20 protein-coding genes and 1 tRNA gene are annotated in these 23,972 nt (G+C 54.7%); 10 read left to right on the top strand and 11 right to left on the bottom strand.

Features of this window, described 5'->3' with window-relative positions; translation table 11 throughout:
• Window positions 1-28 precede the first annotated feature (28 nt).
• Window positions 29-577: a sugar transferase gene (locus tag DXX3274_RS04075; protein WP_038662240.1), complete on the bottom strand. Its 549-nt coding sequence runs from the start codon at window positions 575-577 to the stop codon at window positions 29-31.
• A gap of 9 nt (window positions 578-586) precedes the next feature.
• Window positions 587-1,561, bottom strand: a complete 975-nt coding sequence (locus tag DXX3274_RS04070) for an NAD-dependent epimerase/dehydratase family protein (protein ID WP_042858704.1) — start codon at window positions 1,559-1,561, stop codon at window positions 587-589.
• A 154-nt stretch (window positions 1,562-1,715) separates the two neighbouring features.
• Between DXX3274_RS04070 and DXX3274_RS04065 the strand changes: the two genes are divergently transcribed.
• The gene (locus tag DXX3274_RS04065) at window positions 1,716-3,617 is read left to right on the top strand and encodes a nucleoside-diphosphate sugar epimerase/dehydratase (protein WP_042858703.1); all 1,902 of its coding nucleotides are present in this window, start codon (window positions 1,716-1,718) and stop codon (window positions 3,615-3,617) included.
• 186 nt (window positions 3,618-3,803) lie between these two features.
• Here DXX3274_RS04065 and DXX3274_RS04060 read toward each other — a convergent pair whose 3' ends face one another.
• Window positions 3,804-4,181 carry a helix-turn-helix domain-containing protein gene (locus DXX3274_RS04060; protein WP_042858701.1) on the bottom strand — a complete coding sequence of 126 codons (378 nt, stop codon included), beginning with the start codon at window positions 4,179-4,181 and terminating at the stop codon, window positions 3,804-3,806.
• Between the two features lie 219 nt (window positions 4,182-4,400).
• Complete coding sequence (locus DXX3274_RS04055) at window positions 4,401-5,798, bottom strand: MFS transporter (protein ID WP_042858700.1); 1,398 nt, start codon at window positions 5,796-5,798, stop codon at window positions 4,401-4,403.
• A gap of 504 nt (window positions 5,799-6,302) precedes the next feature.
• Here DXX3274_RS04055 and DXX3274_RS04050 point away from each other — a divergent pair.
• The 5 genes from DXX3274_RS04050 (at window position 6,303) to DXX3274_RS04030 (ending at window position 12,561) form a co-directional block, all read left to right on the top strand.
• A complete protein-coding gene (locus DXX3274_RS04050; protein ID WP_042858699.1) occupies window positions 6,303-7,337 on the top strand; it encodes a LacI family DNA-binding transcriptional regulator in 1,035 nt (344 codons plus the stop codon).
• Window positions 7,338-7,585: 248 nt separating this feature from the next.
• Window positions 7,586-8,515, top strand: coding sequence for a dihydrodipicolinate synthase family protein (locus tag DXX3274_RS04045; protein WP_042858698.1), 930 nt, complete (start codon window positions 7,586-7,588; stop codon window positions 8,513-8,515).
• A 266-nt stretch (window positions 8,516-8,781) separates the two neighbouring features.
• On the top strand, window positions 8,782-10,176 hold the full coding sequence (locus tag DXX3274_RS04040; RefSeq protein WP_042858697.1) for an MFS transporter: 1,395 nt from the start codon (window positions 8,782-8,784) through the stop codon (window positions 10,174-10,176).
• A 100-nt stretch (window positions 10,177-10,276) separates the two neighbouring features.
• Window positions 10,277-11,158 carry a fumarylacetoacetate hydrolase family protein gene (locus DXX3274_RS04035; protein WP_050569804.1) on the top strand — a complete coding sequence of 294 codons (882 nt, stop codon included), beginning with the start codon at window positions 10,277-10,279 and terminating at the stop codon, window positions 11,156-11,158.
• A 113-nt stretch (window positions 11,159-11,271) separates the two neighbouring features.
• Complete coding sequence (locus DXX3274_RS04030; protein WP_042861861.1) at window positions 11,272-12,561, top strand: anaerobic C4-dicarboxylate transporter family protein; 1,290 nt, start codon at window positions 11,272-11,274, stop codon at window positions 12,559-12,561.
• 239 nt (window positions 12,562-12,800) lie between these two features.
• Here the strand turns inward: DXX3274_RS04030 and DXX3274_RS04025 are convergent.
• The 3 genes from DXX3274_RS04025 to DXX3274_RS04015 all read right to left on the bottom strand — a co-directional run bounded on the left by DXX3274_RS04025 (window position 12,801) and on the right by DXX3274_RS04015 (window position 14,561).
• Window positions 12,801-12,874, bottom strand: a tRNA-Gly gene (locus DXX3274_RS04025).
• Between the two features lie 85 nt (window positions 12,875-12,959).
• Window positions 12,960-13,631, bottom strand: a complete 672-nt coding sequence (locus DXX3274_RS04020) for a LysE family translocator (RefSeq protein ID WP_042858696.1) — start codon at window positions 13,629-13,631, stop codon at window positions 12,960-12,962.
• Window positions 13,632-13,799: 168 nt separating this feature from the next.
• Window positions 13,800-14,561, bottom strand: coding sequence for an AraC family transcriptional regulator (locus DXX3274_RS04015; protein WP_238556079.1), 762 nt, complete (start codon window positions 14,559-14,561; stop codon window positions 13,800-13,802).
• A gap of 451 nt (window positions 14,562-15,012) precedes the next feature.
• Here DXX3274_RS04015 and DXX3274_RS24375 point away from each other — a divergent pair, with 451 nt between their 5' ends.
• The 4 genes from DXX3274_RS24375 (at window position 15,013) to DXX3274_RS04000 (ending at window position 18,573) form a co-directional block, all read left to right on the top strand.
• Window positions 15,013-15,216: an alkaline phosphatase family protein gene (locus DXX3274_RS24375; RefSeq protein WP_084478688.1), complete on the top strand. Its 204-nt coding sequence runs from the start codon at window positions 15,013-15,015 to the stop codon at window positions 15,214-15,216.
• Between the two features lie 214 nt (window positions 15,217-15,430).
• Entirely contained in the window at window positions 15,431-15,895 is a 465-nt protein-coding gene (locus tag DXX3274_RS04010) for a hypothetical protein (RefSeq protein ID WP_042858693.1), read from the top strand.
• Between the two features lie 10 nt (window positions 15,896-15,905).
• Window positions 15,906-17,501, top strand: a complete 1,596-nt coding sequence (locus DXX3274_RS04005) for a GMC oxidoreductase (protein WP_042858692.1) — start codon at window positions 15,906-15,908, stop codon at window positions 17,499-17,501.
• A 10-nt stretch (window positions 17,502-17,511) separates the two neighbouring features.
• Window positions 17,512-18,573, top strand: coding sequence for a ferritin-like protein (locus DXX3274_RS04000; RefSeq protein ID WP_238556078.1), 1,062 nt, complete (start codon window positions 17,512-17,514; stop codon window positions 18,571-18,573).
• 83 nt (window positions 18,574-18,656) lie between these two features.
• Here DXX3274_RS04000 and lysS read toward each other — a convergent pair whose 3' ends face one another.
• The 4 genes from lysS to dsbC form a co-directional block, all read right to left on the bottom strand.
• Window positions 18,657-20,174 carry a lysine--tRNA ligase gene (gene lysS, locus DXX3274_RS03995; protein ID WP_042858690.1) on the bottom strand — a complete coding sequence of 506 codons (1,518 nt, stop codon included), beginning with the start codon at window positions 20,172-20,174 and terminating at the stop codon, window positions 18,657-18,659.
• A gap of 8 nt (window positions 20,175-20,182) precedes the next feature.
• Window positions 20,183-21,281 (bottom strand): peptide chain release factor 2 gene (gene prfB / locus DXX3274_RS03990; protein ID WP_152495219.1). Its coding sequence is split into 2 segments (ribosomal slippage): window positions 20,183-21,205 and window positions 21,207-21,281, totalling 1,098 coding nucleotides; the frame shifts between segments, so codons are not numbered across the junction.
• Window positions 21,282-21,450: 169 nt separating this feature from the next.
• On the bottom strand, window positions 21,451-23,181 hold the full coding sequence (recJ, locus tag DXX3274_RS03985; RefSeq protein ID WP_042858688.1) for a single-stranded-DNA-specific exonuclease RecJ: 1,731 nt from the start codon (window positions 23,179-23,181) through the stop codon (window positions 21,451-21,453).
• A 23-nt stretch (window positions 23,182-23,204) separates the two neighbouring features.
• On the bottom strand, window positions 23,205-23,921 hold the full coding sequence (gene dsbC / locus DXX3274_RS03980; RefSeq protein WP_042858687.1) for a bifunctional protein-disulfide isomerase/oxidoreductase DsbC: 717 nt from the start codon (window positions 23,919-23,921) through the stop codon (window positions 23,205-23,207).
• Between the last annotated feature and the right edge of the window lie 51 nt (window positions 23,922-23,972).

Below are 23,972 nucleotides of genomic sequence, written 5' to 3'. Positions count from 1 at the left end.
ATGCCGGCCCGACCGGCATCGTTTTTTATCAACGCACCCGATCGCCGGAACCTTTGCCGACCACCGTTTGCACCAGATACGTGAAGTAATGTTTTACCGACAGGGTCTGGATCATGCGTTGATCCCACTCCGCCAGTTTCTGCGGCGTAGACATATCGATAGCGTTAACCTGCGCCAGCCCGGTAATCCCCGGCAGCACATCAAATACGCCGCGCGCCTGACGTTCGGCAATCAGTTCCTGTTGGTTAAACAGACAAGGACGCGGCCCCACCAGGCTCATCTCCCCTTTGAGGACATTAATCAACTGAGGCAACTCATCCAGCTTGGTTTTACGCAAAAACGCGCCTAACCGCGTCACGGCACTGCGGCTGGCGAGGTGCGTCGCCACTGACTCGGTCGTCACCGCCATCGTGCGGAACTTGATCAGGTTAAACGGGCGCTGATGTCGGCCGACCCGCTGCTGAATAAAAACCGGCGAACCGGTATCAAACAATCCCAACACATAAACAATCAGCATCACCGGCCACAAGCACAGCAAGCCAATCAGCGCCAGTAATACATCCAGAACACGCAGCATAATAATCGGTCAACCTTCTTTGGATTCGGACTCGGGAACGCCGGACGTTTCCGCCAGAAACGCCCGCGCCGTGATGGCAATCGCCTGATGATAAGGGACGGCGGGCTGCCAGCCAAGCCGTTGCCGGGTTTCGCGGACATCCACCTGCAGCGAACCCAGCAGGCGCTCCGCCACCGCGGATTTTCCCAGCAGGGCCGCGGCGCTTTTCAGTACCCACGGCGGCAGCGGCCAACAGCGGTTTTTCACCCCCAGCGCCGCCGCCATATCCGCCAGCAGATCGGCGGTGGAGACATCGTGGCCGTCCGACGCCAGCCACACCCGCCCCGGCGCCTGCGGATGGCGCAAACTCAGCAGAATCAGGTCGGCCAGGTTGTCCACAAATACCAGACTGCGCTGGTTATGAACCGCCGCCAGCGGCAGCGGTACGCCTTTGCCGACCCAGTTCATCATCGCCCGAAAATTGGCTTTGACGCCCGGCCCATACACCAGCGGCGGGCGAATAATCACCACCTCAAGACCGGTTTCCCGCGCCAGACGCATCAGCGCCTGCTCCGCCTCGTATTTGCTCAAACCGTAAGGATCGGCGGGCGGTACCGCCACATCGGGCTGAAAAGGTCGGCCTGGCTGAGTGGTCTCGCCATTCACCTTGATGGAGCTCAGAAAAACCAACCGTTTAACGCCGGCTTCCGCGGCCTGCTGCGCCAGTCGCAACGTTCCCGCCACATTGGTTTCCCGATAAAGCGCCAGTGCATCACCGCCGTCCTGCATCTGATGCACTCTGGCGGCACAGTGCACCACCGCATCCACGCCCTGTAGCGCCGGCATCCAGTCTGTCGTGGCGGTCAGATTGGCGCGAATCATTGGGCTATCGGATGCCTCAGCACGCTCGCTGCAATGCAGAACACAGGCGATGCCTTGCTCGCCCGCCAGCGCGACCAGCCGCCGCCCGATAAACCCACGGCTTCCCGTTACTAAGATTTTCAATGTGGTTACCTTCCGCAGGAAAATACCTGATAATACCTTGGTACCTGTTATACCCGAAATTGAGATTCGCACTGCTGGTCAAGACGTTGTCGGACCACTAAAATGTCCGCCTAATTACTCCAATTGTCGTCTCACACAGACATTCAGGCCCCAGATGTTTAAACCCATTCCGTTTTTGCTAAGTGCTGAGCGTAGAAACAAACGCATCATGACGGTGCTCTATGATGCAATCGCCATTGTGGTTTCACTTTATCTGGCCGTTGCCGTTCGTCTGGGCACCCTGGATTTTCCTGTGGGTTACGCTGAAATCGCCAGCGTACTGGTCACGCTATCCATCACGCTGCTGGTATTTGTTCGCTGCGGCATGTATAGGGCGGTGCTGCGTTACATGATGCTGCCGGCAATGGGGTATGTTTTTCTGTCGGTGATTCTGTCGGCCATCAGCCTGGCGCTGAGTAGCTTCTTTTTTCAGTCGTTTGTGCCGCGCAGCGTTCCCTTCATCTATGCCGGACTGGCGACGCTGGCGCTGGGCAGCCCCCGCGTACTCATTCGCACGTTTTATTACCACTATTACAAACGTCAGAAGCCAAATGTCTTTATCTATGGCGCAGGAGCAACCGGGCGTGACCTGCTCTATTCCCTGATCCAGGGAGATGAGTTTCACCCGGTGGTGGTGCTTGATGATGACGAAAAAAAGATTGGTCAAATCATCTGTGGCATCAAGGTGCATCACAGTAGCGAATTCGAAAAACTGAAACCGCTATATCAACCGGTAAAACTGCTGCTGGCGATTAATAACATCAAAAAAGGCCAGCGGTTGAGATTGCTGGAAAAACTATCGCACTGGCCGATTGAAGTGCAATCCGTACCCTCGGTCGAAGACATCGCCGCCGGAAAGGCTATGGCGACAGAAATACGGGATTTGGACGTGGCGGACTTGCTGGGACGTGAAGCGGTAGGCCCCGACAAGCAGTTGATGTCTAAAAACATTACCGGCAAATCGGTCATGGTTACCGGGGCAGGCGGCTCTATCGGCTCAGAGCTCTGCCGACAGATTCTGACGCAGCATCCCCGCACGCTGGTGCTGTTTGAACTGAATGAATACAACCTCTATACCATCGACCAGGAGCTTCAGGGCATCAAGAAACGTTTGCTGCTTGATACCAAAATCGTTGCCGCGCTGGGGTCGGTGCAAAAGCAAAACCGGATACAGAAGCTGATTCGGGCCCATCAGGTAGAAACCATTTATCACGCCGCGGCTTACAAGCATGTGCCGCTGGTGGAAGACAATGTCATCGAAGGTATCCGCAATAATGTCTTCGGTACGCTGGCCTGCGCCGAAGCCGCGATAGAGGAAGGGGTGCGCAACTTCACCCTGATTTCGACCGACAAAGCGGTGCGCCCCACCAACATCATGGGGACCAGTAAGCGGATGGCAGAACTGATTCTGCAAGCGCTGGCGGAACGTCAAAGCCAGACGACCTTCACTATGGTCCGTTTCGGCAATGTGTTGGGCTCGTCAGGTTCTGTCGTCCCACTGTTTAAAAAACAGATTCGCCAGGGAGGCCCGGTGACGGTGACCCATCCGGACATTACCCGTTACTTCATGCTGATACCTGAAGCGGCGCAACTGGTTATACAGGCCGGCGCAATGGGGATTAACGGACAGGTTTTTGTTCTGGACATGGGAGAGCCGGTCAAAATCCTCGATTTAGCGCGCAGAATGATCAACCTGATGGGGATGAAAGGGTGCATCGAAGGCTATGGCGAAGATGGCGATATCGTTATTAAATTCACGGGATTACGCCCGGGAGAAAAGCTCTACGAGGAATTGTTGATTGGCGAAAATGTAGAAGGCACCAGCCACCCCAGAATCATGACCGCGCAGGAAGAAAGGCTGAGCTGGCAGGAAATGGAGCAGCTTTTACAAAAGCTCGACAAGAGTTGCCATGATTACGATGTCGGCGACATCAAGAAGATATTGCTGGAAGCGCCAACGGGATACACGCCGATCGTCAATAATAATATTGTCCGTCATAAAGAGCTGAAGGATTAACAGGTATTATTAATGACCGGAGCCGGCCTCACACCGCGGCTGTTTAATACCCCGTCAGCCGATCGCTGAGATTGCCTGTCCCCGATACATTACATGTATCACAACAGGCATCATTATCTTCTCAACAGGCCAGCCGGATTAAACCGCGTCACTTATCATCAGATAACACTCGGATAGCGTGCTCGATTATGCCGCCGTGGAAGCCGCATTAAGTTCGTCATAGCGCTGCTGGGCGAGCATAACCTCATCGATATTGCTCTCTGCCCAGTGGGTCAGTTCGTGTACGGTCTTGACCAGCGTCTTACCCAGCGTGGTAATCGAATACTCCACCGTCACCGGCACCGTAGCGAACACCTGCCGACGGATCATGCCATCGCGCTCCAGATGCTTCAGCGTCTGCGACAACACCTTCTGCGATACGCCTTCAATGTCACGTCTTAATTGATTAAATCGTACCGGCTCGCACGCCAGACGATCCAGAATCAACAGCGACCACTTATTGGACAAACGATCCAGCACCACACGCGCCGGACAGGTTTTGCTGTAGACATTGAATTCAGGCATCTCGTGACCTCTGTTTTATCGGTTAACGTTTATTCCGCATACCTGTACTACCATAACGCATATTGTTTCTTTTAGGGAGTTAGTTTCTTTATGAAACTGATGATGAATACCTGCACCCTCCATTTTCGAACGGCAAAAGGAAAGGGAGGATTGCAGGTATTATTGGGGGAATGAAAGAGCGGGAATCAACCGGGCCGGCATGAGCAGACCCGATTCAGGCTAAGGAGACAGTTCCTCCAGCGATTTGCCTTTGGTCTCAATAGCAAACAACCATGTCACCAACCCGCCAACCAGAGCAATTACGGCGAACGTGATGAAAACAAAACGAACGCCAAAACCAGACATAATAAAACCGACCAGCAAAGGCCCCATTGACGAGCCTGCGCGTAGCCAGGCGCTGGAAAAAGCGGTACCTATGGCGCGCAAACGTGTCGGATAAAGCTCCGCGGAGTAGAGATACAGCGAAAAGGCAATCGTCTGCAAAATAGCATAGGTCATACTGCCCAGAATCAGAATCTCTATCGCCGATTTAGCGCCCAACGTACAGAGTGTGATTAATGGAATGATGGCCAGCATAAACGCCCACGTATACCAGCGCTTACGGCCGACTTTATCAATTAACAGCGCACATATGATCGAGGCAACCACGCCGCAGGAAGAGGTCAGCCATCCATAGGCGAGGCTGGTTTCCAGTGGTAAATTGAACCAGGTTCTATAGAGCGTCGGGAACCAGGTTATCATACCGTTATTCACGGTATAGACCGTTAGCCAGAGTCCCCACAGCATAAATGTCCGTGACTTGTACATACCTGAAAAAAGCTCTTTTACCCCACCTGCCGAAACGACTTGTGTGACAACAGGTTTAATAACCGGCTCCGGTAATGCAATACCACGACGAGTCACTTCCGCTTCAAACGTAGCCACGACTTTTTCAGCTTCCTGCTGACGTCCTTTTGAGACCAGCCAGCGCGGTGATTCCGGCATCAGCCAGCGCAGCGGTACGGTCAGCGCAGAAGGTATTAGCCCGATGAGGAACATGACCTTCCAGCCATAAACAGGGACGAGGAAAAAACCGACCAGCCCGGCAAACATCATACCGATTGGAAAAATGACCTCATATAGCAGAAAGAAGCGGCCACGTTTCTTCGCCCCGACAAACTCATTGATATAGGCGCTGGCGATCGGAACCTCCGCACCGATCCCTAACCCCTGCAGAAAACGAATAGCCAGAATCGACCATCCATTCCAGGCGAACAGGCAGGCTGCATCCATTATCACAAACATGACGATAGTGATCCGCAACACGCCGATACGGCCGATTTTTTCAGCCAGCGAGCCAAAAAATAACGCTCCGCATAACTGCCCGAGATAGCTGGCAGCAATAATAAGCCCGACGAACGTGGGCGTTAATCCCCACTCCTGGGTGAGTTGAGGCAACGCAAAAGCAATAGCAATAATGGTGTACGCATCAAAAAAGGTGGAAAGACCGACAACCACACGGATAGCCATCAGGCGCCGGGTAATAGGCAGCCTTTCGAGCCTGGCGAGCAACTCTGCTGATTTGGTTTCAGAGTGGCGGGTTACAACACGATCGGAAGTAATAACCTGAGTTGACATAGTGATACCCTGTTGATTGATTTACCTGGGCATACACGCAAGACAACGAATTCCCCCGCCTATAGGTACGCATAAATGCGGGAAGGCACTCACTTGCGGTTAATTAAATAAAACTGCGAAAACGGCAAAAAATAATTTATTATGAAAACGTTTCTGCAATCGATTTCATTTAATAATCGTTGACGTAATGATGTGTGAAGTCAATCGCGCAGAGCGAACAATTGATAACCAGTTCACACTCCTGATAGTGGAACCTGGAGAAATGTGACTTCAGTTTGAAAGTCCAAAGAGCGGTGGGCAGTGAACGGCAATCGCGATGGTTGACCATCAGAAATCGCCATAAATTAAAATGTTATTGGTTGCTTAAGGTGGTAAAAAAATCGTCATTTCTTTTGTCGTACAGAGAATTGCCGTAACATTTCGTCAAGTGCGTTATCCGTTGCTGGTGTTTCTGGCTTGTTGTAGATGGAGCCTTTCTGGCAATGACATTATCTGGAGCAACATATGGACCGGGAAAGCGAAGGTAGAGATCAATCAGATAAAAGGCTGATAACCATGCGTGACGTGGCTCAGGCCGCTGGCGTCAGCGTGTCAACCGTTTCACGTATTCTGGATGAACGACTCCCGGCGTCTAAAAGCGGGTCCGCGGAAAAAGTACGTCAGGTGGCACGCGAGCTGGGATACCGACGTGATTACGTCGCCTCCAGCTTACGCCGCGGCGGCACGGGCACGCTGGGTGTACTGGTACCGCGTCTGACAGATGCCGTGACTGCCATGTTGTTCGAGGAAATCGCCAGCGCAGCGGCGCGACGTGGTTATTTTGCAATAGTTTCCACCTGCGGCGACAGCCAGCAGCAGGAGCGTCAGTCCGTCGAATCACTGCTCGACAGGCGTGTTGACGGCTTGATCATGTCCACTTGCCGGCTGGATGACCCTCTGCCCAGGGAACTGCGCGAACGTGATGTTCCACATGTACTGGCGCTACGTACTGACGGGATCAGTTTGTCTTCCGTGGGTGATGATGAACTGGGGGGCTATCTGGCTACCCGTCATCTTATCGATTTAGGCCACAAAGATATCGGTCTCATTGGCGGGCCGGATTTTGCCTCAAATGCCATCAATCGCCGCAAAGGCTTTGAACGAGCCATGAACGAAGTCGGCCTCAAAATCCAGCCACAGTGGTGCTGTCCATCAGATTTTAATATTCAGGCGGGTGAGGAGGCGGGAATGAAAATCCTCAGCGCTTCACCCCGCCCCAGCGCGATTTTCGCGGTCAACGACGAAATCGCTATCGGCGTTGTGGCAGCGGCGCATCATCTGGGTATCACCATTGGTCAGGAGCTGTCTCTGGTCGGTTACAACGATATCCCTCTGGTGAGTCGTTTGCCGGTAGCATTAACATCGGTACGCACACCGCTTGAGCACATTGCCAGTAATGCTGTCGACATGCTGATTAATGGCGGCGATGACGACATGCGCCTGCGCGTCGTCATCCCTACCCTCATCCCCCGCAAATCCACATCCTCTCCCAGGAAATAACAAGCCTCCTCGATCGCTACAGTGCCTAAAATAATGTAGCGATCGCAATCTGCGATCCTGATCGCAGTCACTCCGCTTTCATCATCTGATTTTGTGACCCCTGCTGCACTTATAAACGCCAGCCAGTTGACTTACTGATTTCTCAGGTTCAAATTCAATCACGTGAAAACGATTGCAGAAACGATTTCATATCCGTTTCAGAAATTCATCACCAACAAAAAATTATGCAAATTATCAAGGAGATAATCATGATTAACATCGATCTCAGAGGTTTAACTCCCGCTCCGGTTACCCCATTCACACGCGATGGCCGCGTTGACTTTGACGCTATCCAACGTCTGGGTAGCTGGCTGGGCAGCATTGATGGCGTGAAAGGACTGGTGGTGCTGGGTCACGCAGGCGAAGGGACATTTCTGACTCAGGATGAACAAGCCGCTGTTATCCGCGCATTTGTGAAATCCGTCGACGGCAAGCTGCCGATCATCGCGGGTATCACCGGTGAAGGTACTGAAGTGGCTGCACTGGAAGCCAAACGCGCAGTGGAAGCGGGGGCCTCCGCTGGTCTGCTCTATCCGTCTCATGGCTGGCTACGTTTCGGCTACCAGGACGGCGCCCCGCAGGATCGTTACCGTGTGGTCTATGAAGAAAGCGGCCTGCCGCTGATCCTGTTCCAATATCCTGACGCGACCAAAGCCACCTATAACCTGAAAACCCTACTCGATATCTCCGCTCAGCCGGGCGTATTTGCGATGAAAAATGGTGTTCGTAACATGCGTCGCTGGGATACTGAAATTCCGGTAATCCGCCGCGAACGCCCGAATTTGCAGATCCTGAGCTGCCACGATGAATACCTGCTGCACACCGCGTTTGACATTGATGGCTTCCTGGTAGGTTATGGCAATATCGCACCAGAACCGTTGATCGAAATGATCAAGGCCGGTAAAGCCGGTGATTACAAAAAAGCGCGCGAAATCCATGATCGCCTGCTGCCGGTGACCAAAAGCGTCTATCACCGTGGCTCTCACATGGAAGGGACCGTCGCGCTGAAACACGCGCTGGTGGCTCGCGGTATTCTGGAACACGCTACCGTACGCTCGCCACTGCTGCCGCTTGAACAAGGCGCAGAAGAAGAGATCCATGCCGCTATCCGTGCCGCTGAACTGAGCCGTGTAGGCTGATTAACGGAAACCAGATCCGTATACGAACGCAGTATTCCGTTTTCACCGTTCAGATAGGTATGCTGCGTTCCTGAACATGACTCATCAATGTATTTCTGGTCCGCGAGCGCCACTTCGTTATGAATTAGAAAATAAGGTGGCGACTCTCCTTATTTTGATGGGTCATATCGGTTTTACCAAAAAAATATAAATCAGACGACAGCTCTGTATATCCGGAGAAAATAGCATAGCTGTTTTATTTTCCCGGTCATTCAGGAAGGTAAACCATGTCTACATTGGTCTTGAATGCCAGTCGCTCTGCCGCCGATACCGCGACAAGCTCCGCTGAACTGGTTGCCCGCATAGAACGTATCCCTATTACCCGAAAATTAATATTCATTCGTATCGTCACCGGTATTTCCACTTTCTTCGATTCTTATACCGTCCTGGCTATTGCCTTTGCCATGCCGGAGCTGATCGGCGAATGGAATCTGACGCCTTTCTTCGTCGGCATAATCATTGCCGCTAGCTATGCCGGACAATTAGTCGGCGCCATATTTTTTGGATCACTGGCAGAGAAAATAGGACGTCTGGGTGTACTGAAAATTACCATCATTATGTTTGTCGCCATGAGCGCAGCCTGTTTATTCGCCTGGAGCGGCTGGTCTTTGCTGATTATTCGCTTTTTGCAAGGCATTGGAATTGGCGCTGAAGTTCCGGTAGCCAGCGCTTACATTAATGAATTTATCGGCTCTAAAAAGCGTGGTCGCTTCTTCCTGTTATATGAAGTCATCTTTCCGGTCGGTCTAATGTTCGCCGGAATCATTGGCTATTTTCTGGTTCCGCTGTATGGCTGGAAAGCCATGTTTTGGGTTGGTCTTATTCCGCCGATGATTGCCGCACCGTTACGCTGGTTGATGCCGGAATCGCCACGTTGGTTGATTGGTAAAGGACGCCTTGATGAAGCCGCACAGATTGTCAGAAGTCTGGAAGACGAAGTCATAAACCGCGGCGGCAACCTGGAAGAACCGGTCGTCAGAATGTTCCAGAAAGCACCGCATTCGGACCAGGGATGGCGCGAGCTGTTTTCGGGAATATACCGGAAAAGAACCCTGATGCTTTGGGGGCTGTGGGTCAGTGCCTATCTGGTGAATAACGGTATGATCACCTGGCTGCCGACGCTATACCGCAGCGCTTTTCATCTGTCGCTCCCACGCAGTCTTGCCTATGGCTGGGTCACGTCCGCAGCGGGAGTGGCGGCATCGCTCGCCTGTGCATTACTCATCGATAAAACGGGGCGCAAACGCTGGTATAGCGCGGCATTTTGTCTTTGCGCGCTGTCACTGTTCCTTCTCGGTATGAGTGGCGCCTCAGCCGCCATACAGGTGCTGATTTTCGCCAGCCTTGCTTACGCCATAATGCAAACCATCACATTTTCACTCTACCTCTATTCCGCTGAACTTTATCCGACACGGCTACGGGCGATTGGAACCGGCTTTGGCAGCGCCTGGCTTCGTGCCGGCTCCTCGTTGGGTACGCTGCTCGTCGGGCTGATCGTGGCCGGATTCGGGGTGGAATATGTGTTCTATTTATTTGCCGTTGTCTCACTGGCTGGCGGGGGAATTACGATGCTTTTCGGCATTGAAACCAAAGGCGCCATTCTGGAAGAGCTTTCGCCTTAGCGCCGTCACAACAGCATCACATCACCGGAAACTGGCCGGCTGTTTTCTCGCTGCTGGTCAGCATAAAAAGGCAAATATCAACGTTTATGTAAGGTGCATCATGAAATTACTGAGTTTTTCTGTTAACGGCCACGAGAGATATGGCCTGGTCAACCAGGATGGAATTATCGATTTACACGCATTTTTTCCACAATATCCTGACTTGCGGGCTTTCCTCTCCTGCATTAATCAATTAGACAGCCGGATATTCGCCGGCAAAAAAGCCGATTACTGTTTTGATGAGGTCACCTTTTTACCCGTCATAACACGACCAAACAAAATCATCTGTGCGGGAATGAATTACAGCGAAAAACGGGTGGAATTTAATGAAGACGATCCTGACCCGACTCTCTTTATTCGTTTTGCCGATTCACAAACCGGGCATCGTTGCGGGCTAATAAAACCCTCACAAAGTAATGAATTTGACTATGAAGGCGAATTAGCTTTAGTGATCGGGCGCCCTGGTTCTCATATTGCTCGAGAAGACGCGCTCGACTATGTCGCCGGGTACAGCTGCTATATGGATGGTTCGGTAAGGGACTGGCAGCATACCTGGTTTACCGCCGGTAAAAACTGGCCGGCTACCGGCGGATTCGGTCCCTGGCTGGTCACGCCGGATGACATTCCAGACCCTCAGAATCTGGAGATCATTACCCGTTTAAATGGTAGTGAGGTTCAGCGTGATAATACCCACAGCATGGTCCACTCGATAAGTGACCTGATCGCCTATATCAGCACATTCAGCGCGCTGTCGCCCGGTGACGTCATCCTTACCGGCTCTCCGGGCGGGGTGGGCAAAAAACGTAATCCGCCGCTGTTCATGTTGCCGGGAGACGTTGTGGAAGTGGAAATTTCACATATAGGCTGCCTTATAAATCAGGTGGTTGGCGATGAAATCGATAACCAGCGTTTCTCAACCCCCACTTTTTCTCAGGCTTACTGATTTTATTGATTGCCAGCCGTCACGACGTTATCCCCACAAGACGTCCACGTGCCCCATTGCCTGCCGTATTTAATGACGCATACAGATTGCCTGCACAGAAAGGAGTATTGATGATGATACTGGTGCAATTTCTTATCGTTCTGTTATTCCTGTTTCTGGGAATGCGGGTCGGTGGTATTGGCGTAGGATTCGCCGGTGGTGCGGGTGTAATGGTGTTATGCGCTCTTGGAGCTACACCCGGCGATCTGCCAATGCTGGTCATCGTATTTATCATGGTTGTGATCATAGCGATTGCAGCCATGCAGGAAGCAGGCGGTATTGAATATCTGGTCGGGCTGACTGAGCGTATGCTGCAGCGCTATCCACGTTTACTGGTGATTACTGCGCCGCTATCCACATGGCTGCTGACGATGATGGCCAGCACCGGGCAGGTTTCATTTGCCTGTATGCCCGTCATCGTCGGCGTTGCTAAAGAGAATCAGATCCGCCCCACCCGGGCATTGGCCATTTCTGTTGCCGCCTCATTGCTGGGTATTGTGGCGTCTCCTATTTCCGCCGCAGTGATTTTTTTCTCTGGCATACTGGAAAAAAGCCATCAGGGATGGGGCTACCTTGAACTCATTGCAGTCTCTGTGCCGTCAACATTTCTAGCCCTGTTATGCACCTCGGTCTTCTACCTGTTCTGGGATCGCTTCAGACAAAACGACAGGCTAGACGAGTCTTTCAGCAACAATAGCCGCCCCACATTGGCTGCGCCGCGTCCCGGAGCAAAACGTTCCGTGGTGATCTTTATTACCGGGCTTACCGCGGTGCTGGTTTATGCGATCGTGATCAGCCCGAAGCTGGGGATCATCGCCCACCCGATTCTGGATAGCGGCCAGGCTCGTATTTCGGTGATGATGGCGGTAGCGCTCGCCATCGCGATATTTTGTCGGGTAGACGTACATAATATCCCTTCAACATCCGTATTTAAAACCGGGATGACCTCCTGTATCTGCATCCTTGGCGTGGCCTGGTTAGGCTCCACGTTTATGGACAGCAACCAGGTCTGGTTACAGAGCATGGCATCCAGATATCTGCTGGACTCGCCGGTATTACTGACAATCATTATCATGCTGGCCTCCTGTTTTCTTTATTCACAGGCGGCAGCGACAAAAATTCTCTTTCCGGTCGCCCTAAGTCTGGGCGTGGCGCCAACTATTCTGGTAGCCAGCTTCCCGGCAACCGCATCACTGTTTATTTTGCCGAATTACCCGACGCTACTGGCAGCGGTTGCAATGGACGATACAGGTTCAACAAAATTGGGCACACGCATCATCGATCATCCGTTTTTAGTGCCTGGTCTGGTGGCAATGCTGTTTTCCATTTTGTTCGCCACGGGAATTAGCCAGCTGATCACCTGAAAAATGATCGCCCCGCTATACGGACTACAGACTGGACTGTTGTGATGCCAAACCCTGAACGCCAGCATAGCCTTTCAGACACGTCAACACGGCGGCCAGCTTTAGGTAGGATGGCTTTGAAAATAAATCAGGTGTCTGCATACGCGATAGGGTTGCAAGGCGGCTTACAGTAAATCGCTCTGCAGAAAAGCTATAAACCGTACGTTTTAGGGATTCAAAGTTGGATATAGGAAAAAATCTGGAGCGGGCGAAGGGAATCGAACCCTCGTATAGAGCTTGGGAAGCTCTCGTTCTACCATTGAACTACGCCCGCGTCGAAAGTGACTGGCATTATAGCGTCATCTGTCTGGCGGGCAAGACAAAACACCGGCTGACTGCGCGCGTTTTAAGCAGTCGATTCAGCCGGCCGGCGTCAGCAGCGTTTGGTATCCGTTAACGATCACCTGTGCGGCGAACACGGCGAACAGCACGGCGGATAACACGCTGCAATAAAACGACAGTCGGCCTTTCAACGCGCCGCGTCCGTACTGGATCAACAGCGCCATGAATAGCGTCCAGAGCACGCCGCCGATAAAGAATCCCCCCAGAAACAGCGCTACCTGTCTGGCGGAGCCGTCGGTGGCCTGCGCAATCAACGTCCCGCCGACCGCCGCAAACCACAGCAACGCGCTGGGCGACGCCAGCGCCATTCCCATTCCGCTGATAAAATCGCGGTGAGCCGACGCCGACGCGCGCGGTGAAAACACGGTAACGGTATCGATCGGCAACCCGCGATGCTGGCGGTAGTCGCGCCAGGCGCTGCGCGCCATGCTGAACGACAGCCACAGCAGCACACCGCCGCCGCCTATCCACAACAGCCATCGTACCGGCGTATAGTTGAAAATCACCGCCATCCCCAGCACCGACAGCGTGGCGTAAATCAGATCGCCGAAGCAAGACCCCAGGCCGATAAAAAACGCGGTGCCTGCGCCATCCCGGACGCCGCGATTAATAATGGCGGTATTAACGATCCCCAAATCCAGACACAGCGACAACGACAACAGCAAGCCGCTCAGCATCACCAGTAACATAGCTTCCCTCAGTTATTCTTTTTTCCGGTAACGTTTTTCCGGTCACCCTTGCGCGCTTCCGGTCATTAGTGTGTGTTTCCGGTCATTAGTGTGTGTTTCCGGTTATTAGTGCGTGTTTCCGGTAAATAATGTGCGACGAGCTTACGGCGATATTCACCGTCTGTATTGTCAAAATTTGATATCGCGAAACTGTCCCGGCGTCATGGCGCTATAACGGCCGAACGCCTTGGTGAAGTGCGCCTGATCGGCAAATCCCAGCGCCAGCGCTACCTGACTGATAGGCATCCCCTGACGCAGCCAGATTCGCGCACGGCGCATACGCACCTGCATCAGCCATGCCAGCGGCGAGATACCTTCCGCATGGGTGAAACCGCGCACCAGATGGGCGGCGGAAATGCCCTCCTGCCGCGCCAGTTCGGACAGCGTTGGAATCTCGGCCAGATCGCTCGCCAGCCGGGCCTTGATACGGCGGATACGGGCCGGCTCCCGTATGGGACGGGGAGCAGAAGCGCTGCGGGCTTGCGTCATCAGTTCAGACAACCACATCACGATCTGCTCCTCGCGCTGCGCGGGCGTCATCACCGCCGTCACCAATTGCGTCAATTGGCGGGCCAGCCGGGGAGACACGCTGGCCGGACGTGAAAACAGGAACGATTGCTGGAAATAGTCTTCGAACGCCCGTGGCTGCACGTACAGCGACGCGCATTGCCAGCGGTCGTGGCTGTGTTCGCTGCCCTGCAACTGGCCGGGATTATAGGTCGTGACCATTGACGTGTCGGCAACAAAGATGTCGCCATCCAGCCACACCTGCTCCAACCCGCCCAGATTGGCGCTGATGACGAATTCGTCATGACTGTGACGAGGGAAACGCTTACCGTTGGTCAGCAACGCCAGTTCGAACGCATCGTTACGGTACGTGATCATCATCATCCCCGGTGAGAAACAACATACCGACGATAACACGGCGGCTATCGCAGAAAGAAGCGATGCCCGCCTTTCCATCACCGGCATCCCCCGGTAATGATCATTCTGCGTTAATTCCCTTAGGTAAAGTAAGCGAATTAATCATTTTACCCTCTATCCATTCCCGTCAAAAAAACATTTATATTAAAAATAGACACTTCGGTATGTCATTTATTTTTAATTTGACAGAATAAACAGCCGGACTAAATTATCGATACATAACACGCATAAAATCCTTTATTCCCGCCCTTGTATCAATTGGCTTCATGACATCCCCACCAGGCCGAGAACCCAGGCACAGCTACCAACACATTAATATATAACTTTTATACCCGTCATACTTCAAGTTGCAGGTGCGTTGGCTTTACTGCAACTCGAATTATTTAGGGTATATATCAAAATCCGCTGAGAGGTTGTCATGGCCAATACTGGATTATCGAATATTGAGCATATTGTCGTATTAATGCTGGAAAACCGATCTTTTGATCATATGTTGGGATTTCTTTACGCCGACCGGAATAACCTTTCTCCGCTCGGGCATCCCTTCGCCGGTTTAACCGGAAATGAAACCAATCCAGACAGTAACGGCAAGGCGGAATGCACCATCAGATGCCCGATATGACCACCGCGGCCGAGTACGCCGACTACATCCGCCAGCGCACACAAGACTGGCTGAATTCCCGTTAACCGTTTCCCGGCCAGACCGGGATCGGACGACAGAATCAGCGGGGCGCTACCGCTTGGCCCGCGTCCCCGCTGTGTTTTGGCAAGGTTTTCACCCGCAACGCTTCAAACCTTGCTGTTTTTCTTTCTCCTGCGCATTTCTGTGAGGACCTATGTCTGACATCAACACACAGCATTACCTTAGCGCCCAACTGGCGCCTCTGGGTACAACCACGCTGGACGCCATGTGGCAACTGTTTGTGCACATCGGCAAGTTCTGGCGCAATCTGGACGACTCGCCCACCTATCAGCCGCTGCTGTACTCCTTCATGGCAAACCGTATTGATATCGACCCGCTGTACCAGCAGTACTACGCCACCGCCCAGACGGTGATCGCGCAGTTGATACAGGAACATGGTCAGGAAAGCGCTTATACCTTCCTGTTTACCGACGCGAGCGCCAATCAGCCCCCGGCCCTGACGCCGCTGACCATTACCCGGCAGAAAGTCTCCAATGAATTCGTCGCCCTACAGTTATCGCTGGGCGGCTTCAAATCCTTCGGCGGCGCGCTGAACTATCCGGGGTACTTTGGCGGCGCCAACGTTCCCGGCGCTCCAGCCCCCTATCGTTCATTCTGAGGGCTCCATCATGCGTGTCGATACGTTGATTATTGGTTCCGGCATCGCCGCCGCCGCCCTGTCGCAGCGTCTGCTGGATCACGATCCCCATGCCTCCATCCTGCTGCTGGAAGCCGGCGGCAGGGTGAAAATGCAGGATTACAACACCTGGACGACCTATCTGGTCAACGGCAAGCTGCCTTATGAAAAGTACTACGATCTCCCTTACCCGGAACGGGATCATCCGGGAGAAAACCTGAATGCCGGCGGTACGGAAATCCCGCTGGCCGGCGCGCGAGCGCTAACCTACGGCGGCTCGACCATCCACTGGGGCGGCTGGTCCTTCCGTCTCAAACCGGAAGATTTTTTCCTGCACAGCAATACCGGCGAGTCGATCGACTGGCCGTTCGATTACCACGAACTTGAGCCCTATTACTGCGCCGCGGAGCATTACATCGGCGTCTCAGGCGACTCCCACGACCCCACCGTACCGCGCAGCGCGGGCTATCCGTTCCCGGCCTTCCCCTATACGCTGGAAGACCAACCGATGGCGACGGCGATGGAATCGCTCGGCATCGGCTATAGTCACGTCCCGATCGCCCGCCACGGCATCACGGATACCGTGTCTCGCCATGCGCCGTGCCAGACGACCGGCACCTGCAAGTACTGCCCGTTCGGCGCCCGCTACGCCGCCACCAACTTCCTCAACGATATGCAGACATGGGAAAACCACGAAAACTTCCATATCCGCACCAACGTCATCGTTGGGAAAATCCTGATGGACGGCAAACAGTCGGCAACCGGCGTGGAATGCGTGGATAAAGAGAGCGGCCAGACGGAAGTTATCCACGCCAAACGTATTATCGTTGCGGCAGGCACCATCGAATCCGCCAAACTGTTGTTGCGTTCAGCCTCGACAAACTGGCCCGGCGGGCTTGGCAACCAGCATGACCTGGTCGGTCGGAATTTTATTACCCACCCTTATTTCATCTTCACCGCCAACCTGCCGGACAACCCGCAGGCGCTACAGCCGGAGATGAATTTCCCCACCCTGTGCTCCCGCCATTTCGACAGCCCGGAAGAGCAGGCCAAAGGGAAGTTCATGCTGATCAATCCGCCCGGCAGCCCGCTGCTCAATCTGGCGCAGCAGATGCAAAACGGCCTGACGCGCGAAAAGATGGATGCCTATGTTTCCGGTCCGATGCAAATTCAGTTGCACGGCATGCTCGAAGTGTTTTCACGCTATGACAACCGCATCCTTAACTTTAACAAGATCAATCATCTGGGAATGGAGGAAACCCTTGTCGACTACACCAAGGATGCAACCTTCGACCAGCGGATGATGGAAATTCAGTCCCATGTTAATCAACTGTTCGGGAAAATTGGCGCCACGCTGGCCGGCAAACCCAGCATTTCCTGGCGCGCCGACCACGCGGCCTGCGTGACCCGAATGAGCCACGACGAAAAACAGGGGGTGGTCGATCCGCACCTGCGCATTCATGGCACCGACAATGTTTACGTCTGTTCGAATGCGGTGTTCCCTTCCACCGGCGCCATCAACCCGACCCTGACGCTGACGGCTCTGTCTCTGCGTCTGGCGGATCACCTCCACCATCGTGGCCTGTAAGGAGTTGAACATGAGCCTTGAAACCCAAAAGACCGAGCTGCTTGACTGGCTGAAAACCGCCATGACGCTGGAGTTCGGCACCATTCCGCCTTACATGATGGCGCTGGTCAGCCTGCACCCGGATAAAAACCGGGTACCCGCCGATCTGATCAGGGCGGTGATGATTGAAGAGATGCTGCACATGACGCTGGTCGGTAACCTGATCAACAGTCTGGGCGGCCGGGTCGACCTCGGTCCGGACTCGCTGCCGAGCTATCCGCTGGCGATGGAGTTCAGAGGAAAGCGCTTCAAAGACCGGAAGTTTGACGTCAACCTGCAGGCGTTCAGCCCGCAGGCGATCGAAATCTTTATGATGATTGAGCTGCCTTCCGATTGGGCGGAACGGGAGCCGTTAATGCTGATGGCCGCCGACGAACTGGATATCGACGGTCTGACGATTGGCGACTTTTACCTCAACATCCTGCATCAACTGGAAGAACTGTGCGGCAAGTACGGCGAAAGCGCCGTTTTTTGCGGCGACCTCGCCTTGCAGATCAGCCAGGATTATTACTGGTCCAGCGGCGGCAAACCGATCGTGATCACCAATCTGTCCAGCGCCCGGGAAGCGATTACTACCATTATCGAACAGGGTGAAGGGTCATCCACCAGTATCTATGACGATGACCACCTTACCTTCGGGCAACCGGTGGAACTGGCGCATTTCTATCGGTTCAGGGAGATTTATTTCGCCCGCTATTACCAGCCCGGCGACGAGCCGCATCAACCGCCCAACGGCGAGTCTTTTCCGGTCGACTATCAGGCCGTGTACCCGATCAAGACCAACCCGGTGGCAAGCGATTACGCGCCGGACACGCCGCTGGCGACGCTCAACGAACAATTTAACCGGCAATACACGCTGATGCTGTTGCAATTGCAGCAGGCCTTTAGCGGCCATCCGAAAGCGTTGTATACCGCGATCATGAACGGCATGCACGGCATGGTGCCCATCGCCATCAATATGGCTAGCCAGCCGATACCCGGCGACGCCGATCAGCGTCACGGTACGCCGACATTCAGCTGGTTTACGCCCTAGCGCGCCCGGCGCAAGTTGCAGCCGTAAAAAAACCGGTGCCAGCAGGCACCGGTTTTTTATCGTGCGACCATCGCCAGACAGAATTATTTCTGCGGACGCATCGCCGGGAACAGGATCACATCGCGAATGGTGTGGCTGTTGGTGAACAGCATGACCATACGGTCGATACCGATGCCCAGACCGGCGGTCGGCGGCAGGCCGTGCTCCAGCGCGGTGACGTAGTCTTCGTCGTAGAACATGGCTTCGTCATCGCCGGCATCTTTCGCCGCAACCTGATCCTGGAAGCGTTGCGCCTGATCTTCAGCGTCGTTCAGCTCGGAGAAACCGTTGCCGATTTCACGTCCGCCGATGAAGAATTCAAAGCGGTCGGTGATTTCCGGGTTCTGATCGTTACGGCGCGCCAGCGGAGAGACTTCCGCCGGGTATTCGGTGATGAAGGTCGGCTGAATCAGATGCGCTTCCGCCACTTCTTCGAAGATCTCGGTTACGATACGGCCCAGACCCCAGCTCTTCTCAACCTTGATGCCGATAGATTCCGCGATGGCTTTCGCCGCGTCGAAACTGTCCAGATCCGCCATGTTGGTTTCCGGGCGGTATTTCTTGATCGCCTCACGCATGGTCAGCTTCTCGAACGGCTTGCCGAAGTCGAACACCTGGTCGCCGTACGGCACTTCGGTGGTGCCCAGCACGTCCTGCGCCAGCGTGCGGAACAGCGACTCGGTCAGCTCGATCAGATCTTTGTAGTCCGCGTACGCCATGTAGAGTTCCATCATGGTGAACTCAGGGTTGTGACGCGGCGACACGCCTTCGTTACGGAAGTTACGGTTGATCTCGAACACACGTTCAAAACCGCCTACCACCAGACGCTTCAGATACAGTTCCGGCGCAATACGCAGGTACATGTCGATATCCAGCGCGTTGTGATGGGTGATGAACGGACGCGCGGATGCGCCGCCGGGGATCACCTGCATCATCGGGGTTTCCACTTCCATGAAGTCGCGGCCGACCATGAACTGGCGGATACCGGCCAGAATCTGCGAGCGCACACGGAAGGTGTGGCGGGACTCGTCGTTAGCGATCAGGTCCAGATAGCGCTGACGGTAACGGGTTTCCTGATCCGCCAGGCCGTGGAACTTGTCCGGCAACGGGCGCAGCGCCTTGGTCAGCAGACGCAGTTCGGTACAGTGGATCGACAACTCGCCGGTCTTGGTTTTAAACAGCTTGCCGCGCGCGCCGACGATATCGCCGAGGTCCCATTTCTTGAACTGTTCGTTGTAAACGCCTTCCTGCAGATCGTCGCGCGCCACATACAGCTGAATGCGGCCGCCCACGTCCTGCAACGTAACGAACGACGCTTTACCCATGATACGACGGGTCATCATGCGGCCGGCCACGTTCACTTCCAGACCCAGCGCTTCCAGCTCTTCGTTATCTTTTTCGTCGTAGCTGGCGTGCAGCCGATCGGCAGTGGTGTCACGGCGGAAGTCATTCGGGAAAGCCACGCCGGTTTCACGCAACGACGCCAGCTTCTCGCGGCGCGTTCTGAGTTCGTTATTAAGATCCAGCGCCTGCTCGGCACCCTGGTTTTGTGGTTCAGACATGAGATTCCTTATAACCCCGCTTTTAAACTTGCTTCGATAAACTTGTCCAGATCACCGTCCAGCACCGACTGGGTATTACGTGTTTCCACCCCGGTGCGCAGGTCTTTAATGCGGGAGTCATCCAGCACATAAGAACGAATCTGGCTGCCCCAGCCGATGTCGGACTTGTTGTCTTCCAGCGCCTGTTTCTCAGCGTTCTTCTTCTGCATTTCAAACTCATACAGCTTGGCTTTCAGCTGCTTCATAGCCTGATCTTTGTTCTTGTGCTGGGATCGATCGTTCTGGCACTGAGTAACGATATTGGTGGGAATGTGGGTGATACGCACCGCGGATTCAGTACGGTTAACGTGCTGACCGCCGGCGCCGGACGCGCGGTATACGTCGATACGCAGATCCGCGGGATTGATCTCGATATCAATGTCGTCGTCCACTTCCGGATACACGAAAGCGGAACTGAACGAGGTGTGACGACGGCCGCCGGAATCGAACGGACTCTTACGCACCAGACGGTGTACGCCGGTTTCGGTACGCAGCCAGCCAAATGCATAGTCGCCTATGATCTTGATGGTGGCTGATTTGATGCCGGCCACTTCGCCTTCGGACTCTTCAATGATTTCAGTCTTGAAGCCTTTGCTTTCCGCCCAGCGCAGATACATGCGCAGCAGCATGCTGGCCCAGTCCTGCGCCTCGGTGCCGCCGGAACCGGCCTGCAGGTCAAGGTAGCAGTCCGCGCTGTCGTACTCGCCGGAGAACATACGGCGGAATTCCAGCTGACCCAGCTTGTTTTCCAGCTGATCCAGCTCGACAACGGTTTCGTTGAAGGTGTCTTCATCGTCTTCTTCCACCGCCAGTTCCAGCAGACCGGAGACATCGTCCAGCCCCTGAACCATCTGATCAATGGTGTCGACAATCATTTCCAGGGAGGAACGCTCTTTCCCCAGCGCCTGCGCGCGTTCAGGCTCGTTCCATACGTCGGGCTGTTCCAGCTCGGCGTTTACCTCTTCCAGACGCTCTTTCTTGGCGTCATAGTCAAAGATACCCCCTCAGAACAGCTGTCCGTTCAGACAGGTCCTGAATGCGGTTTTTTACCGGATTGATTTCAAACATGGTGTTAGGATCTTAATGTTGTTTGTCGATGACAGAATGCATGTAAACGGCGAATTGTAGCGGATCCGCGCCGTGGTTTATAGCTTTTTACCGATTTTAGCGGGATGCGCCGCATAGCGAAAAGAAAACGCCGGGGGAAACCCGGCGTAGGTGTTTCAGCACCTGCATACTACAACGGCCACAGCTGTTCGATCAGCAGTTGTACCGAGCGTTTGCCGCGGAATTCGTTGACGTCCAGTTTGTAAGCCAGCTCGACTTCACGCACGCTGCTGTCGGGCCACAACAAGGTGTCGACGTTGAAAGCGATGCCGTCCAGCAGCGGGCCGCCGCCCAGCGGTTCCACCATCACCTTGAGATGGCGCTCGCCGACCAGTCGTTGCTGCAACAGACGAAAACGCCCGTCGAAGGTCGGCTCCGGAAACGCCTGCCCCCACGGCCCGGCTTCACGCAGCATTTCGGCGGTGCCCAGCGTCAGTTCAGGGATCGCCAGTTCGCCGTCGGACCAAACGACGCCTTCCAGTTGCGACGCATCCAGCCACTCGCCCACCAGATCGGCAAAACGCTGGCGAAACTCGTCAAAACGGTCTTCCACCAGCGACAATCCCGCCGCCATCGCGTGGCCGCCGAACTTCAACATCAGACCGGGGTGACAGGTATCAAGGCGCTCCAGCGCGTCGCGCAGATGCAAGCCGGCGATAGAGCGCCCGGAACCTTTCAGAATACCGTCGCCCGCAGGCGCAAACGCGATCACCGGGCGGTGAAAGCGTTCCTTGATGCGCGACGCCAGAATCCCCACCACGCCCTGATGCCACTCCGGGTGGTACATCGCCAGCCCCAGCGGCAGCGTGTCGCGGCTGCGCTCCAGCTGTTCGCACAAATGCAACGCTTCCACCTGCATGCCGGCTTCGATTTCACGGCGACTCTGGTTCAGCGCATCCAGGTCGCTGGCCAGCATCCGCGCTTGCACGATGTCGTTGCATAACAACAGCTCCACGCCGACGGACATGTCGTCCAGCCGTCCCGCGGCATTAAGACGCGGCCCCAGCGCAAAGCCCAGATCGCTCGCTACCAGTTGGACGGCGTCGCGGTTGGACACTTCCAGCAGGGCGCGAATCCCCGGCCGACATTTGCCGGCGCGGATCCGGCTCAATCCCTGCGAAACCAGAATACGGTTGTTGGCATCCAGCGGCACCACATCCGCCACCGTGCCCAGCGCCACCAGATCCAGCAGTTCCGTCAGATTGGGGACGGCGAGACCGCGTTCGGCAAACCAGCCGGCGTCGCGCAGGCGCACGAACAGCGCCATCATTAAATAAAACGCCACCCCGACGCCCGCCAGCGCTTTCGACGGAAACGCGCAATCCGACAGGTTGGGGTTGATCATCGCCTCGGCCGCCGGCAGGGTTTCCCCCGGCAGATGGTGGTCGGTCACCACCACCGCGATGCCGCGCCGGTGCGCATCGTCCACCCCGGCGTGCGACGAAATGCCGTTATCGACGGTCACGATCAGCTCCGCGCCTTTGGCGGCGGCCTGCGCCACCACCTCAGGGCTGAGCCCGTAACCATCCTCAAACCGGTTGGGCACCAGATACTGAATCTCACGGCCGCCCATACTGCGCAGCGCCAGCACCGTCAGCGCGGTGCTGGTGGCGCCGTCGGCGTCGAAATCGCCGACGATCACGATGCGGCGGTTGTCCGCCAGCGCCTGACGTAACACCTCAACCGCCTGCTCGATGCCGCCAAGCAGACGGTAATCCAGCAGGCCGCGCAGACTGCGCTCAAGTTCCTGCATCTGTCGTACGCCGCGCTGGGCGTATAAACGACGCAGCAATGCGGGGAGGGAGTCGGGTAACTCTGTCTCCGTCGTCGGGCGACGACGGAGTTGGGTAACAACATTCACGCTTGATTAACCACTCGATTCAATTAACCGCCTGATTTCAGCGAGGCTTGGTGCGCATCCAGCATAGCCTTCATCTCTTTGGGCGGCTGATACCCCGGCACTACCGTGCCGTCTTCCAACACGATCGCCGGCGTACCCTGCACGCCAAACAGCACACCCAGTTGATAATGGGCGCCGATGTCGGTTTTACAGGTGGCGGGCGACACGTCATCGCCTTTCATCGCGGCGTCAAACGCCTTGTTGCGATCCGCCACACACCAGATCGACTGCATGTCTTTCGCTGCCTGAGAGCTCATGCCTTGACGAGGGAACGCCAGATAACGCACGGTAATGCCAAGCGCGTTGTAGTCTTTCATCTGCTCGTGCAGTTTGTGGCAGTAACCGCAGGTGATATCGGTAAACACGGTAATGACATGTTTTTCCTGCGGCGCTTTATAGACGATCATCTGGTCTTTTAACGCATCCAGACGCTCGTTCAGAATATGGTTGGTGACATTCACCGGGTTCTTGCCGCTGACGTCATACAGCGGCCCCTGCAGCAGGTGCTTGCCGTCTTCGGTGATGTAGAGCACGCCATTCTCGGTCAGCAGGGTTTTCATCCCGCTGATAGGGGAATCCTTCACTTCCGCGTTCTGCAAGCCCAGACGGTTTATCGTCTGCTTGATTGCGGCGTCATCCGCGCGCGCCACGCCGCTTAGGGCCAGAGTTAGCAATGAAAAGAGTACTACACGTTTTTTCATGGAATTATCCTGTTATCAGGGCGCAAGCGCCGTGCTTATCCATCATTGGCG

The organism is Dickeya sp. NCPPB 3274 (assembly GCF_000406205.1).
Classification (GTDB): Bacteria; Pseudomonadota; Gammaproteobacteria; order Enterobacterales; family Enterobacteriaceae; genus Dickeya; species Dickeya fangzhongdai.
The sequence above is the reverse complement of the archived record's forward strand: the minus strand, read 5'-3'. Positions and strand labels throughout refer to the sequence as shown.

Excerpts from the sequence above, each read along its gene's own strand:
- DXX3274_RS04000 (WP_238556078.1), top strand. The coding sequence starts at position 17,512 with ATGAGCCTTGAAACCCAAAAGACCGAGCTGCTTGACTGGCTGAAAACC.
- DXX3274_RS04050 (WP_042858699.1), top strand. The coding sequence starts at position 6,303 with ATGGACCGGGAAAGCGAAGGTAGAGATCAATCAGATAAAAGGCTGATA.
- DXX3274_RS04005 (WP_042858692.1), top strand. The coding sequence starts at position 15,906 with ATGCGTGTCGATACGTTGATTATTGGTTCCGGCATCGCCGCCGCCGCC.
- lysS (WP_042858690.1), bottom strand. The coding sequence starts at position 20,174 with ATGTCTGAACCACAAAACCAGGGTGCCGAGCAGGCGCTGGATCTTAAT.
- DXX3274_RS04055 (WP_042858700.1), bottom strand. The coding sequence starts at position 5,798 with ATGTCAACTCAGGTTATTACTTCCGATCGTGTTGTAACCCGCCACTCT.
- DXX3274_RS04015 (WP_238556079.1), bottom strand. The coding sequence starts at position 14,561 with ATGATGATGATCACGTACCGTAACGATGCGTTCGAACTGGCGTTGCTG.
- DXX3274_RS04060 (WP_042858701.1), bottom strand. The coding sequence starts at position 4,181 with ATGCCTGAATTCAATGTCTACAGCAAAACCTGTCCGGCGCGTGTGGTG.
- DXX3274_RS04045 (WP_042858698.1), top strand. The coding sequence starts at position 7,586 with ATGATTAACATCGATCTCAGAGGTTTAACTCCCGCTCCGGTTACCCCA.
- DXX3274_RS04035 (WP_050569804.1), top strand. The coding sequence starts at position 10,277 with ATGAAATTACTGAGTTTTTCTGTTAACGGCCACGAGAGATATGGCCTG.
- DXX3274_RS04075 (WP_038662240.1), bottom strand. The coding sequence starts at position 577 with ATGCTGCGTGTTCTGGATGTATTACTGGCGCTGATTGGCTTGCTGTGC.
- DXX3274_RS04010 (WP_042858693.1), top strand. The coding sequence starts at position 15,431 with ATGTCTGACATCAACACACAGCATTACCTTAGCGCCCAACTGGCGCCT.
- DXX3274_RS04065 (WP_042858703.1), top strand. The coding sequence starts at position 1,716 with ATGTTTAAACCCATTCCGTTTTTGCTAAGTGCTGAGCGTAGAAACAAA.
- DXX3274_RS24375 (WP_084478688.1), top strand. The coding sequence starts at position 15,013 with ATGGCCAATACTGGATTATCGAATATTGAGCATATTGTCGTATTAATG.
- DXX3274_RS04030 (WP_042861861.1), top strand. The coding sequence starts at position 11,272 with ATGATACTGGTGCAATTTCTTATCGTTCTGTTATTCCTGTTTCTGGGA.
- DXX3274_RS04040 (WP_042858697.1), top strand. The coding sequence starts at position 8,782 with ATGTCTACATTGGTCTTGAATGCCAGTCGCTCTGCCGCCGATACCGCG.
- DXX3274_RS04020 (WP_042858696.1), bottom strand. The coding sequence starts at position 13,631 with ATGTTACTGGTGATGCTGAGCGGCTTGCTGTTGTCGTTGTCGCTGTGT.
- dsbC (WP_042858687.1), bottom strand. The coding sequence starts at position 23,921 with ATGAAAAAACGTGTAGTACTCTTTTCATTGCTAACTCTGGCCCTAAGC.